General features: G+C 66.5%; 14 protein-coding genes, 2 tRNA genes and 1 pseudogene. 4 read left to right on the forward strand and 13 right to left on the reverse strand.

What is annotated here, in order from left to right:
* Positions 1-37 precede the first annotated feature (37 nt).
* Positions 38-289, forward strand: a pseudogene (locus tag ACIRVF_RS11960) (helix-turn-helix domain-containing protein); the annotation flags it as partial.
* Positions 290-505: 216 nt separating this feature from the next.
* Here the strand turns inward: ACIRVF_RS11960 and ACIRVF_RS11965 are convergent.
* The 4 genes from ACIRVF_RS11965 to ACIRVF_RS11980 all read right to left on the reverse strand — a co-directional run bounded on the left by ACIRVF_RS11965 (position 506) and on the right by ACIRVF_RS11980 (position 2,550).
* Positions 506-826 (reverse strand): hypothetical protein, encoded by a 321-nt coding sequence (locus ACIRVF_RS11965; protein WP_402816174.1) that lies wholly within the window; start codon positions 824-826, stop codon positions 506-508.
* A gap of 557 nt (positions 827-1,383) precedes the next feature.
* The gene (locus tag ACIRVF_RS11970; RefSeq protein WP_402816175.1) at positions 1,384-1,857 is read right to left on the reverse strand and encodes a glycine-rich domain-containing protein; all 474 of its coding nucleotides are present in this window, start codon (positions 1,855-1,857) and stop codon (positions 1,384-1,386) included.
* Positions 1,858-1,999: 142 nt separating this feature from the next.
* Complete coding sequence (locus tag ACIRVF_RS11975; protein WP_402816176.1) at positions 2,000-2,188, reverse strand: hypothetical protein; 189 nt, start codon at positions 2,186-2,188, stop codon at positions 2,000-2,002.
* Positions 2,185-2,550 (reverse strand): hypothetical protein, encoded by a 366-nt coding sequence (locus ACIRVF_RS11980; RefSeq protein ID WP_402816177.1) that lies wholly within the window; start codon positions 2,548-2,550, stop codon positions 2,185-2,187. Before ACIRVF_RS11980 ends, ACIRVF_RS11975 begins: the two co-directional genes overlap by 4 nt.
* Before the next feature lie 374 nt (positions 2,551-2,924).
* On the opposite strand from ACIRVF_RS11980, the gene ACIRVF_RS11985 reads away from it, so the two are divergent.
* Complete coding sequence (locus ACIRVF_RS11985; RefSeq protein ID WP_402816178.1) at positions 2,925-3,761, forward strand: Scr1 family TA system antitoxin-like transcriptional regulator; 837 nt, start codon at positions 2,925-2,927, stop codon at positions 3,759-3,761.
* On the forward strand, positions 3,758-3,973 hold the full coding sequence (locus ACIRVF_RS11990; RefSeq protein ID WP_360461771.1) for a DUF397 domain-containing protein: 216 nt from the start codon (positions 3,758-3,760) through the stop codon (positions 3,971-3,973). The genes ACIRVF_RS11985 and ACIRVF_RS11990 overlap by 4 nt, the downstream gene beginning before the upstream one ends.
* Before the next feature lie 233 nt (positions 3,974-4,206).
* On the opposite strand, the gene ACIRVF_RS11995 is transcribed toward ACIRVF_RS11990, so the two are convergent.
* The 5 genes from ACIRVF_RS11995 to ACIRVF_RS12015 all read right to left on the reverse strand — a co-directional run bounded on the left by ACIRVF_RS11995 (position 4,207) and on the right by ACIRVF_RS12015 (position 9,644).
* A complete protein-coding gene (locus tag ACIRVF_RS11995; RefSeq protein WP_402816179.1) occupies positions 4,207-4,473 on the reverse strand; it encodes a hypothetical protein in 267 nt (88 codons plus the stop codon).
* Positions 4,474-4,475: 2 nt separating this feature from the next.
* Positions 4,476-4,820 carry a hypothetical protein gene (locus tag ACIRVF_RS12000; protein WP_402816180.1) on the reverse strand — a complete coding sequence of 115 codons (345 nt, stop codon included), beginning with the start codon at positions 4,818-4,820 and terminating at the stop codon, positions 4,476-4,478.
* A 236-nt stretch (positions 4,821-5,056) separates the two neighbouring features.
* Positions 5,057-6,466, reverse strand: a complete 1,410-nt coding sequence (locus ACIRVF_RS12005) for a phage major capsid protein (RefSeq protein ID WP_402816181.1) — start codon at positions 6,464-6,466, stop codon at positions 5,057-5,059.
* A gap of 164 nt (positions 6,467-6,630) precedes the next feature.
* Positions 6,631-6,894 carry a hypothetical protein gene (locus tag ACIRVF_RS12010; protein ID WP_402816182.1) on the reverse strand — a complete coding sequence of 88 codons (264 nt, stop codon included), beginning with the start codon at positions 6,892-6,894 and terminating at the stop codon, positions 6,631-6,633.
* Between the two features lie 1,205 nt (positions 6,895-8,099).
* Positions 8,100-9,644: a recombinase family protein gene (locus tag ACIRVF_RS12015; protein ID WP_402816183.1), complete on the reverse strand. Its 1,545-nt coding sequence runs from the start codon at positions 9,642-9,644 to the stop codon at positions 8,100-8,102.
* Between the two features lie 79 nt (positions 9,645-9,723).
* Here ACIRVF_RS12015 and ACIRVF_RS12020 point away from each other — a divergent pair, with 79 nt between their 5' ends.
* Positions 9,724-10,431 (forward strand): transcriptional regulator, encoded by a 708-nt coding sequence (locus ACIRVF_RS12020; protein ID WP_402816184.1) that lies wholly within the window; start codon positions 9,724-9,726, stop codon positions 10,429-10,431.
* A gap of 61 nt (positions 10,432-10,492) precedes the next feature.
* On the opposite strand, the gene ACIRVF_RS12025 is transcribed toward ACIRVF_RS12020, so the two are convergent.
* The 4 genes from ACIRVF_RS12025 to rsfS all read right to left on the reverse strand — a co-directional run bounded on the left by ACIRVF_RS12025 (position 10,493) and on the right by rsfS (position 11,933).
* A tRNA-Ala gene (locus ACIRVF_RS12025) sits at positions 10,493-10,565 on the reverse strand.
* A gap of 57 nt (positions 10,566-10,622) precedes the next feature.
* A tRNA-Ala gene (locus tag ACIRVF_RS12030) sits at positions 10,623-10,695 on the reverse strand.
* A 135-nt stretch (positions 10,696-10,830) separates the two neighbouring features.
* The gene (locus tag ACIRVF_RS12035; protein ID WP_402816261.1) at positions 10,831-11,478 is read right to left on the reverse strand and encodes a histidine phosphatase family protein; all 648 of its coding nucleotides are present in this window, start codon (positions 11,476-11,478) and stop codon (positions 10,831-10,833) included.
* Positions 11,475-11,933: a ribosome silencing factor gene (gene rsfS / locus ACIRVF_RS12040; protein ID WP_402816185.1), complete on the reverse strand. Its 459-nt coding sequence runs from the start codon at positions 11,931-11,933 to the stop codon at positions 11,475-11,477. Before rsfS ends, ACIRVF_RS12035 begins: the two co-directional genes overlap by 4 nt.
* Positions 11,934-11,938 lie beyond the last annotated feature (5 nt).

The raw sequence follows: 11,938 nt of genomic DNA on the forward strand, positions 1-11,938 counted from the left end.
CGGCAGCACCTGTATCGCCCGGGCGCGCTGCGGCACGATGGACGGCATGACCGTCCTGGAGGAAACCCCCACCGCGGCGGGCGACCGCGAACGCCGCCGGACCGAGCTGGCCCGCTTCCTGAAGGCCTGCCGGGCGCGGGTCACCCCCGAGGACGTCGGCCTGCCGCCCGGGCTGCGCCGCCGTACGCCGGGACTGCGGCGCGAGGAGGTCGCCCAGCTCGCCGGGGTCGGGGTCACCTGGTACACGTGGCTGGAACAGTACACCCCTCGGGATACGTCCTCACTGGTCTTCGCCTGAACAGCACGAAGCCCCGCCCGGTGGTAAGTCGGACGGGGCCGTTGTCGGGGTGCTACTCGCCCAGGAGCCGCCGCAGACGGGGCGCACACTCAGGGCAGGCGAGGACGGGCCACCCGGGGCCGCTGGCCGCTTCGATGTGGCCCACCTCGGTCACGTCCCGGCGGGTCTCACAGCAGCCGTCGCACTTCCGGACGCGGGTCTCGTCGGTCACGACGCCACCGCCCCAGCGAGAGAGTGAGCGCCCGGGTAGCTGTAGCCGGGATCGGGCAGTCCGACCGACGCGGCGAACAGCGCGTCTCGACGTTCTTCCTGCCGCCTGCGTTCTTGTTCCGCCAGCAGCACGTACGGGCGCACGATGGGGTGGTCGTCGGGGTCCAGCGGGATCGTGCGGGCGAGCACGTGTGCGGGGGTGGGGGCGGCCCATCCGCAGACCAGTCGGCGCGGGTCGGGCTGCTCCCTGTGACGGCCCTTGGCGGGCAAAAGGAGCCTGAGCGCCCACAGCACAGCGAGGACGATAAGATTGTTCATGTCGTAGCCCTCCAGAGGCTTCGGCCATGGCCCCGGGGGTGTTACCAGCACCCGCCGGGGTCGCTTTTTTGTTGTGATCGAAAGGTAAGCCCGCTGTAGTTGATCTGTCCACCCGTCAGGATTTCGGGAAAACAGCGAGGCCCCGCCCGACCAGGGCAATGGAGACAGGTCGGACGGGGCGGCTTACCGCTCGGAGAAGCGCGCGTTAGCTGACTCCCCCAAGTGAGTCCAGCGTCCAACCATCACCCGCTGTAGACCGCCGGTGGTGCCGCTTCCTTGGCACGGGACCTTCCAGCGGGAGCCGGTACCAGGAGGTTCGGAACCCCGGCGAGGTGCCCACCAGGTGGTCGTACTGCTCGCTTCCCTCCGGCCAGGGAACGTGGATGAGCCTGTCAGCGGTGACGCGCCCGGCAGCTAGCTCACACATCGCGTGGACGTGGTCCTTGACGAAGTCGGGCGTGCCAGGCGGAAGATCACTGAACATCAGCATGCAACCAGCATGGCAGAACCCGCATGCCCGATACGCCGCAACCTGGGTTCTGCCATGCCAGTTGGCGTTAGGCCACGTTCGGCCCGGTGTTCGAGCAGTCGAATCCGCATCCAGCCGGAGCGGGCTCGCTGTGCTCACAGTCGGCAGCAACCGGGATGCTTCGGTCCGTCGGCGGCTTCCACAGGGACGCGTTGACTTCGTACCCGGCAGCGGTGATCGCGTCCATGGTGCGGGCCAGCGCGCCGGGGTCGTGGCGGGTCACGTCCGGCGGCTCGGGGACGTGGTGGACGAACAGCCCCAACCGCTTGCACAGACGGGCATACACGACCGTGTGCAGGATCAGGGCGTGCCACCCCTCGTCCACGGTGCGGGACGGCTTGAGCCCGGACGTGGGCGAAGCCGCGCACGCCGCAACGAACTTGAGCGCTTCGGCCGTGATCTCTTCGGCCGTGTCGAGCGCCATGCCGGGGTTGTTGCGCTGCACGGTCGACGCGACCCCGATGAACTCTTCGGGGGTGATGAGGCTTCGCGCCGTCGCCATGACGGGAGCGCTCTCCTGAGCGGTAGTACTCATTGCTGAACTCCTCTCGGATTGCTGCGAGTTGCGTGACCCGCTTCGGCGGCGCGCCGTGAGTGCGCTCAGCCAGCACGGGGGTATGTGGGGCCTCGTTTGCCCAACTTAGCTACGCAGGAGGGTCGTTGACCCTTCGCCGTTCGGCGCGGAGTCGCCGGAGGGTAGGCGATTCGGGCACCGGCTCCAAGGGCGGCGCCGCGTCGTCGCTGGGCTGCGCCTGGGCGTCCAGGTCGGGGTACTTGACCGGGCCGCCAAGGAACGCTGTCCAGTCGCCAAACAGCCACTCGGGGTCGGTCATTCCAACTCCTTACGCACGTACGTGACTCCGTCGCTGGAGATCGCGGGAACCCGGAATTCCCAGAGCACCTGGGCGGCCAGGCCGAGCGCTTCGTCGTCCATCACATACCCCTGGAGCCGGGAGTATTGGTTGAGCGCCTGAATCAGCTGTTCCGCCTGTCGCACGCCTACGGTGCCGAGGTACACCCTGGGCCCGTATCCCTGATCGATCACACCGTAGGACGGGCTCAGACCCGCCGGGACGGGCAGCCGGGCGGTTCGGAACGCTGCTTCCAGGGCGTCCGCCGCTTCGTCGGCCTGTTGCTTGTGTTGCTCGATTTCGGCCCGCGTGACGCACGGTGGTTGATCCTCAGACAGCGACACGGGCCACCGCCTCACATCTGCGTGCGTGCCTGGCACGAAGCATCCTGAGATCACGGATCACATCCGGGCGCCTCAGCACGGGGTACGCCCTTACCAACTCCGCCCGCAGGACCCGCCGAAACGCGCGGCAGACGGGGCACTCAGGTGGTGCCATAGGTCACCCTCTTCCATGTCAGCGGGCTCCCGCCGCTACCGCTGTGTGCGAAGTCGCCCTAGTGGCCCACGAGTTGGGCCTGCCAGCGACTGGCCGAGGGGCTCGCTGTCGAAGTGACAGCGCCGCTCCTCTCCGTGCTTGGTTCGTAACTAGGATCGGCACCGAGGGGGCCGAAGGCCAGTGCTCCAACCCGTAGTAGATCGGCAGGTAAAAATTCCTGATGACCACGTTGACGCCTGACTCTGACTCCACGTCATCCCCGGTGGCGCGCTTCGGCGCAGAACTTCGCAGGTTGCGACGGTTGCGCGGCTGGACACAGGAGAAGCTTGGTGGGCTCCTGGGGTACTCGGACACATGGATCTCTTTGATCGAACGGGGGAAAGAGACCCCAACTTCCAAGCTGGCACTAAAAGCCGATGAAGTGTTCGAAACCGGCGGGGTGTTCGTCGAGTTGCTCCGACGCATCACCGGCGCCGCTCTGCTGGAAGGGTTCGAGGACTTCGCCGACTGCGAGGCCCGCTGCCGGAAGCTTCGGTCCTTCCAGACGAGCGTGATCCCTGGACTCTTCCAGACCCCCGAGTACGCGGCAGCCCTGGCAGCCGCAGCCGTTCGACGCGGCAGCATCACCCAGGACCAGGCGGACGAGCGCGTTGCCTTCCTGGTTGCCCGGCAGCACCGGGTACTTGAGCGGCCAAACCCGCCGATCATCCACACGGTCATGGACGAAAGCTGCGTGACGCGGCTGGTTGGCGGCCCTCCCGTGATGGCGCGGCAATTGGACCATGTGGCCGCTCTCGCTGAACGCCCGAACATCACCGTGCAAGTTGCCCCGCTGAGCCTGGGCGAGATGGTGCCCTTCATCTTCCCCGTCGTGCTGTTGACGCTCGCAGATCGGTCCTTGGTGGGCTACAGCGAGACCCACGCGCGTGGGTACCTGGAACGGAACTCGACCACCTGCGCGGCATGGGCGAGAGACTACGATCAGCTACAGGTGGAGTCGCTATCGACTGTGGCTTCGCTCGCCAGGATCAGCAATGTCCGAAAGGGACTTCAATGAGTATCGACCTTGCCAACGCCGGTTGGGTGAAGTCGTCTTACAGCCAGAGCGGCGGGGAGTGCGTCGAGTGGGCGCCAAGTGAAATTGGGCGCTTGCACGCTGTCCCGGTCCGTGACTCGAAGGACCCTCACGGCCCGGCCCTGACCTTCTCCCTCGACGGCTTCGCCGCCTTCGTGGCCGCTGTGAGGGCTGGTGAATTCGGCGACGTGTGAGCCACCCGAAAACACAAGAGCCCCCTGCACCGACCACGCCCAACGGGGCAGCGGAAGGAACAGGGGGCTTTCTGCTGTGGTTCTGAGGCAACTGTCACGGGCGTTGCCGCTAGTCCGAGTTGGGCACACGCGCCAGTCACACCACCTCGCAACTCTCGTTCCACGGTGGGCACTTGGTCCCCGCCGGCCGAGGGATCGAGGTTCCCAACTCAACTTAGCCAACGCGGGCATTGTCAGTCGGCGGGCATGTCCGCGAGGATGCGCACTGCTCGTTCGGCGGTCAGTTGCTCGTGCTCGGCGCGCCCCTCGGCCACGGCGTGAATCATCGCGATCTCGGCGGGGGTTGCCTCGCCTCGCTCAATGAGCGCCCCGATTCCCGCTGTGGGCAGGGCGGCAAAAAAGGCGGCGCCCCGGTCGTGGCCGAGGATTCGCTCCCACTGGCTTTCGGTCCGCTGGAACAGAGCGGCGGTATTCTCGGCCTTTCGCTTGGCCTTAGCCACGGTTAGCCACCTTTCACAAGCTTGTACGGACCCCGGGTGCCGAGGCGCTGATATTTCGGCGGGGCGTCGTCGTCCTCTTCGAGGTCCGGCAGCGCGAGAGCGGCATTCAGGCGGGCGAAGGCGATTCGGGTTTGCCGCAATTCGACCACAGCGGGATTAACCTTGTTTGCCCGCATGACGCCGTTGCGCTGAACGTCTGCATCGAGCGCGTCTAGTGTGTCTGAGGTGCGGCAGATTTCCAGCAAGAGGCGCTGTTCCTGGGGAGTGAGGTCGTAGTCCGAATTTACGGAGTCCCACAGGGTGCGAGCGGTCGTGCTGAGTGAGGCTAGGTGGTGTTCATAGTTCACGGGAAACCCTCCATTCCTCGTTTCGTGCGTTTCACGGAGTTAGTTCATGCGCGTTTCCCCTGGGGCCGGGTCCCTAAAAGCTCAGTATTTTGAGATTGATCCGCCCCCGGTACCCCCTACTGTCCGATTTGGGAGTCACACTGGGTAACACGCCGCCGATTCGGGGATGGGTAACGCAAAGCGCCCGCCTCAGCGGCCAGCAAGGCGACTGCGACGGGCGCTAGTTAGTCGATTTCCTACAGGACCTGGTTAAGGCCAGTGCCGGAGATCACTGAAATTGAACCAGGGTAGCGGGCGGCCTGGAAAGATGCGTAATTATAGAGCCGCACAAACACAGACATCTGATTGGCGTACGTCTGCTGGAAAGCCTCAGCCCGAATGTGCGACTCCCACAGTCGAACGTCATCCGACTTGAGAACTAGAATTCGGTCCTCATTCGTGCCGGTTCCCAGGTTGGTGGGGATATTCGCATCGAGGTATACATCCAGACCAGCCATTCGGCCCGCCGGACCCTGAGCGTTCAGCTTCGGACCGAGCACGCCGAGAGCATTGTTCGGGCCGCTTTCAGCGGGAACAATGACCGGGCGGCCTAGAGTGTCCTGCTGAGCCAGCATCCACATAAACCGGCGCGGGTGCATGACGATCGCGTCCGGCGCCTCATAGCGCGAGGTATAAACCTTGCTGATCGCCGACGCAATCGCGTTGTAAAGCGAGTTGGCGCCAGTCAGCGCGGTGCCGGACCACGCAACGGAGTTGGTGCCCGCAAGGGTCAGAATTCCGGTCGGCTGACCACCCGTACCCGGGCCGGTAAGGCAGAGCGTGTCTAGGCGCATCGCGTAATCGGCGGCGAGGTCGCCGAGGATCACGTCATCAATATTCAGCGGGCTCTGCTCTATGAGCTGCAAGGAAACGGTCTGCCCGCCCGCGACGGTGGTTACGCTGCTTGAAATGCTGGTGGTCGTTAGGTCCGTCTGCTGAATCTGGCTGTTCTGCGTAGTCTGAACGGCAGTCGCGGTGCCAGTATTGACCTTCGGAAGGTTGAGCTGATCAGTGCCGGGAGGTAGCGGATCATTCGTCACCAGGTCCGCAAATACGCGCCTCGGTCGGGCTAGCTTGACAAATTCGACTTCGAGCCACATAGGCGGGACAAATTCGCCGCCGCTGCCGTTCGTGGTGCTGATAGCGCGAAGTTCACCGTTCGCGCGGGCCCGGTCGGCAACCATCCTGTTGTTGCGGTCCAGCCGCTCACGCGCATTCCGGTCGCCACTGTTGCGAACATTCAGCATATCCATGAAGAATGAGGTCTTAGCGTCCTCGCGCTTATACACCTCCGGCTCACGGGTAATGATGGCAGCGCCAGGCATGGTCGGCTTACGGGTCTCAGTAATCACGTGGTTTACTCCTGCCCGGGGGGCGTACATGCGCTGCATCGGCGCGGCAGCGTCATCCGCCCGCACCTGCTCGTCTAGTTCCTCGATACGGTCATCGAAGGCGCGAATTTCAGCCTCCGTCGTATCGAAATTCCTGGCTTCGGCCGGCGTGAGGCTGCGATTTCCGGCCTTGGCGCGCTCAAGAATGCGATTCAGCGCATCCCGCGACATTTCGCGCCTCGCTCGCAGATCGGCGATCATGTCTCGCTTATCCATTTGGTTCCTTGTCGTTCTCAGTCGGGTTGGCCGCTTCGCAGTGAAGGGTGCGAAATGCGGCGAGCAGTTCAGCGCGCGTACGGGGATCACGGGGCACGCGGGTGTGATCGGCAATTACTGCGAGCGCATGGCTCATGCGGCCGTTCGGACGCGCCCTTAGGCGGTCACTGTCCACGTCGCTCCAGAACCGCGTTGGCAATCCGGCGGTCATTCGCCAGTCGGCGCATATCGGTGCCGACCTCGACCAGCGAGGTAAGGGCGGAAAGCATCGGATGCGGCTTTCCATCGACCGCGACGCCGTCGCGCTCGACCACCTCAAGGGCAGCGAGGGAAAGCACATTGAGGCGTAGGCGCAGCTCCGGAATGAACGCGTCGGGTCCGGCATCCGGGGCGGGTCTCAGCTGACGAGTCATCTCGCTTGGATTCATGGTGATTCCTTGGTTGGAAAATACAAAAGGCCCCCGCGACCCGGAATGCCTATGGGCGGCATGCATTCCGGGTACACGAGGGCCAAGATCAGTGGGCGCGCCGCCGAGCGCAGAGCGCCGCAGTAAAGCGGTGGGCTCGAACTGACTAGAGCGCAACGGATTCCCGTGCAGCCGTCGCGCCCGATGGTCGCGTTGCTTGGCATGTCGGCGGGGTAGAACGCGCAGCAAGGCCCAAGGACCACCTACCAGGGTTGGTAGGTGGTCCTCTGTCGTTCCAGGGGTGCAGCGGGATGAAGGGATCGCCCAATAAGGGGCTACAGGGTGTCTCTGCGGACCTCTGGCGAGCTCTCGGTCCCTAAGTCTCAAGTAGGGCGCAAGCGGCTTCTAGAGGCCGTTCTATGGCTCCTGGCCAGCGGAGGGGGCGCGCCGCCCGGGCGTGTGACGGAGTGACGTTTCGGATGCCGGTTTGGGTTTCCTTGTGAGATCTCATTGGGATATCCCAAAGACCTATCGAAACGTCACATCGTCACGCTGGAAAGCAGTACCCGGTCTTTGGCTCGCGCTCCGCCCGCTGAGGCGCATGGTGGCGTGCGGTGCGCTCACGGCGCCCAGCCGGAAGCCCTCTACGGCCATCTGTGGGCCGTGCGAGCACCCCGGCAGGCTCAGAGCCATACCGAGGCACCTCAAGGGATTACGGGGTCCGCTAGACGGCCCCAGCCTGCCGCGCCTCCCTGTACCGGGTGCGGTCCCGGCACCTCCGAGAGCAAAATAGCGCCGGACGGCCTCGTTCCTTGTGTGGCAAGGGATTTGAGCACTCCGACCGCCCGCATCGGGGCGCTTCATCGACGGCCTCAGCGAGTCTCAGCGCCTCGCGCACTCGTCTGTGCGCCTCTTCTACGCGGTCCGGGTTCCGGCTGCCCAGAGCTTCCCAGGTGGCGGCTTCGGCCGACTCCAGTGCCCGGCGTATCGCATCGAAATGGGGACGGTCCATACGTCGTTACTCCTTGGTTGTCTCGTACGGGGTTCGACCTTGCGACGGATTCCGACGGATGGGCCGTTCGCCCTTCCCCGATCCGTGGGAGAGCGCAGGGCATTCCCGGCCCGCTGTGCGGCCGCCTCAGGCCCCAATAGGGCCCTCAGCGGGAAGGAAAGAGCCCCGGCAGGCTCGGAGCCGTACCGGGGCGTTCTACGGGCTTCTAGGGGCCCTACGCGGCCTTCTCGTAGTCGGCGGGTGCGGTGTCTCGCTGTACCGGCTGCCATGCGATCGTGACGCGCCCGCCCGGATGCCCAGCCGGGTACACGGTCACCTTGCATCCCCAGGCGTCGAGCATGACGCGCCGCTCATCCGGCCCGCTGGCGTCCCACGCTTCCCACAGCAGCGTGTTCGTGCGCGTCACGGTCTCGGTCACCTCGGGGTCGTGCTCGGCTTGCAGGCGGGCGTACGTGGCTTCGATCTCGTTCAGCTTGGCAACAAGGGTGTCCAGTGCCGGACCATTCACCTTGGCAACGGCGGTGGTCACGCGGGCGCGCGCTTCGGTGAGATCGGCGAGTTCGGCGCTGTGGTCGATGCCTCCCGAGTAGGTCACCTCATACAGCGGCTCATCCCCGTGCTGGTCGCGGAAGTCCGTGAACACCAGCGGCTCTATCCGGTCCGCCATGATCGACCCGCACCCGCCGGAGCACTTGTACAGTGCCCGCTTGTAGCTGGACAGCCCGCCGTTCATGTTCGCGCCGCAGTGGCAGACGACCATGCCCGCCAGCCACGGAGCGTCGCGCCGTTCCGCCCGCTCACCCGCTTCCAGTTCCTTGAGCCGGTCCTGAACGCGCCGGTAGGTCGTGGCGTCGATCACCTCGGGGCCGAACTGCACCGGGGTCACGCCGTCCGCCTCGGTCACAAGCTCTCCCTTGTGCTCCCGCCACCCGCGCAGAACCACCCCGCGCAGCAGCTTGCGCCACTGCTGACGGCCGATCGGCAACGGTCCGGCGGTAGCGGCCAGCGAACCGCCCTTGCCGCCCTTCAACAGCGCGTCCACCTGCTTGCGTACCAGCGCGAACGCCTCGGGGTCCTCCGCAAGGTAGGCCTTGCCGTCGCGGCGCTCCATGACGTACGGGAACGGTGCCTTGCCGGAGATCCACCGGCCCTGAGTGCGCCGTTCCTCGTGCGCTGCCTCGCTGCGATCGGTGATGATTCCCAACTCCCACTCGGCAACGGCCGCAATGATGTTGGCGACCATGCGGCCCGTTCCGCTCTTGTCGGCGCTGTCGAGCATGCCGTCCGAGGTGATCAGCCGGACGTCGTTCTCGTCGGCCCAGTCCATGAGCTTGTGGAACTCGCGGCAGCTTCGGGCGAACCGGTCGAGCTTCCACGCGATGACGACGGTTGGCCGGTCGGCCATGATCCGGACCATGCCTCGCTTGCGGGACTCCAGGGCGGAACCGCCGGATACGCCGTCGTCCACGTAGGCGTTGGCGTCGGCGGCGGCGATCGTCTCGGCGTCGAACCCGAGCGCTTCGGCCTTGGCGCGGCAGGCGCGGCGCTGCACGTCCAGCGAGGAAGACTCATCGGAGGCGCGGGACAGGCGAAGGCTGAAAGCAAGCTCGGGGCGGACGGCCGACGGCTGTGGGGCCGCCTTCGCCGGGGTCTGGAGATCACGGGCGATGGCCACAACGCGGGGATGTTCGGGGGTCGCCTGAGTCACGCCGCTCGACAGCACAGCGGCGGCAGCTACAAGAACGGTCGTCTTCTTCACAGACTGGCTAGGGAGCACCGAATTCCTCCGGGACTGTGCCGGGATACGGCCCTCAGTCGTGCGGCCCGTATCCCAGGGGGTGAACAGTTCCCTGGAGCAGGGGCGGCCGATCAACGCGAGCGAGCAGGTGCTGCTGGCGGTGTCCCGGGCGCTGCGGCTGGACGGCACCGAGCGCCAGCACCTGTTCCGGCTGGCCGGGGTGTCGCCCTCGCCGCTGGCGCAGCCGGCCCCGCCGGAGCTGAGTCCGTCGATCCAGGTGATCCTGGACTCGCTCGCCCCGCTGCCCGCGGCGGTCTCCAACACCCGGTTCGACGTGCTGAGCTTCAACCGGCCGTACCGGTCGCTGTTCGGCACGGAGCGGATGCGCCCGTCCCACGGGGTCTTCTTCAACAGCCTCTGGTGCATGCTGACCGCGCCGGCCTGCTGCAACCCGTGCGAGAACCCGGAGGAGACCCTGCCGCGGATGGTGGCGGTGCTGCGCTCGGCGTACGGCAAGCACGTCGGCGAGCCGGCCTGGGAGGAGCACGTGCAGCGGCTGTCGGCCGGCAGCGAGCTGTTCCGCGAGCTGTGGGCCCGCCAGGAGGTCTCGCCGCCGCGCACCCTGCGGCGGACCTTCCGCCACCCGGAGCTCGGCGTGATGCGGCTGAACGCCACCTACCTGACGATGCCGGGCGTCCCGGAGTGCTACATCGTCGTGTACGTCCCGGAGAGCCCGGAGGACCGGGAGCTGGTCGAGCGGCTCAACTCGCTGGCGCCGGGCGGCTGGACCCACACCTGCACGCCGTAGCGGATGGCCGGGGAAACCCGAGAGGCCGCCACCCACCGGGTGACGGCCTCTCGAACTGCTGTGGAGCTATGGGGAATTGAACCCCAGACCTCTTGCATGCCATGCAAGCGCTCTACCAACTGAGCTATAGCCCCGCGACACGGACGATCCCGGCCCCGGAATTCCCAATGGCCACGACCGCCGATGCGGAGTGGAGCTATGGGGAATTGAACCCCAGACCTCTTGCATGCCATGCAAGCGCTCTACCAACTGAGCTATAGCCCCGCACTCACCGGATCTCCCGCTTCCCTTCCGGGCCGCGTTCCTTCCCTGCGAACGAGGAAGACTCTAGCTGGTCAGGCCCGGAACTGCGAAATCCGCTCCTTCCGGGCCCCCGCGAAGCCCCGTCACCGAGTGCCGTCAGGTGTCGTCGCCGATCACCGGCTGCGGGAGCGTGCCCGCGTTGTGCTCCAGAAGTCGCCAGCCGCGCGCCCCCCTGCCGAGCACCGACCAGCAGCAGTTGGACAGCCCGCCGAAGCACTCCCACAGGGGCGGCTCCAGGCCCAGCAGCCGTCCGAGCATGGTCCGGATGGTGCCGCCGTGGCTGACCACGACCAGGGTGCCGTTCTCCGGCAGCTTGGCGACGGCCTCCAGCACCACCGGCACCGAGCGGTCGGCGACCTCGCTGGACAGCTCGCCGCCGCCGCGCCGCACCGGCTCCCCGGCCGCCCAGGCCGCGTACTCCTCCGGGTACCGCTCGCGGATCTCGGCGTTGGTCAGCCCCTGCCAGGAGCCCGCGTACGTCTCCCGCAGGCCCTCGTGGTGCTGCACGTCCAGCCCGGTGACCGCGGACAGCTCCTCGGCGGTGCGCCGGGCGCGCTTGAGGTCCGAGGAGATCAGCAGGTCGGGGCGCAGGCCGGAGAGCAGCCGGGCCGCCCGCTGGGCCTGCAGGACGCCCTGCCCGGTCAGCTCGATGTCCGTGGTGCCCTGGAACCTCGATTCGAGGTTCCAGGACGTCTGGCCGTGCCGCCAGAAGACGATGCGCGGGCCCCGCGCGTCCCTGCTCAGTGCAGGTCCTCGGGCTTGCCGAAGTCGTCGGCCGGGGCGACGGCGTTGCCGGCCCCGTCGGTGATGGCGTCGGGACGGTTGCGCGACTCCATGGCGTCCGCGGGCAGCGGCAGCTCGGGGCAGTCCTTCCAGAGCCGGTCGAGGGAGTAGAAGGAGCGCTCCTCGGAGTGCTGGACGTGCACGACGATGTCCAGGTAGTCGAGGAGGATCCAGCGGCCCTCGCGCTCGCCCTCGCGGCGCACCGGCTTGATGTCCAGCTGCTCGCGCAGCTGGTCCTCGATCTCCTCGGCGATCGAGCGGACCTGGCGGTCGTTGTTCGCGGAGGCGATCAGGAAGGCGTCGGTGATCGACAGCACCTCGCTGACGTCGAAGGCGATGATGTTGTGCGCAAGCTTGTCGGCCGCCGCCTGCGCGGCGACGGTGATGAGCTGCTGGCTGTGGTCGGTGACGGTCACGGTGT

It is taken from the genome of Kitasatospora sp. NPDC101157 (assembly GCF_044768255.1).
Lineage (GTDB): Bacteria > Actinomycetota > Actinomycetes > Streptomycetales > Streptomycetaceae > Kitasatospora.

What these genes read in the sequence shown, in the direction of transcription:
- ACIRVF_RS11965 (WP_402816174.1), bottom strand. Translation starts at nt 826, where the DNA reads ATGAACAATCTTATCGTCCTCGCTGTGCTGTGGGCGCTCAGGCTCCTT.
- ACIRVF_RS11970 (WP_402816175.1), bottom strand. Translation starts at nt 1,857, where the DNA reads ATGGCGACGGCGCGAAGCCTCATCACCCCCGAAGAGTTCATCGGGGTC.
- ACIRVF_RS11975 (WP_402816176.1), bottom strand. Translation starts at nt 2,188, where the DNA reads ATGACCGACCCCGAGTGGCTGTTTGGCGACTGGACAGCGTTCCTTGGC.
- ACIRVF_RS11985 (WP_402816178.1), top strand. Translation starts at nt 2,925, where the DNA reads ATGACCACGTTGACGCCTGACTCTGACTCCACGTCATCCCCGGTGGCG.
- ACIRVF_RS11990 (WP_360461771.1), top strand. Translation starts at nt 3,758, where the DNA reads ATGAGTATCGACCTTGCCAACGCCGGTTGGGTGAAGTCGTCTTACAGC.
- ACIRVF_RS12005 (WP_402816181.1), bottom strand. Translation starts at nt 6,466, where the DNA reads ATGGATAAGCGAGACATGATCGCCGATCTGCGAGCGAGGCGCGAAATG.
- ACIRVF_RS12010 (WP_402816182.1), bottom strand. Translation starts at nt 6,894, where the DNA reads ATGAATCCAAGCGAGATGACTCGTCAGCTGAGACCCGCCCCGGATGCC.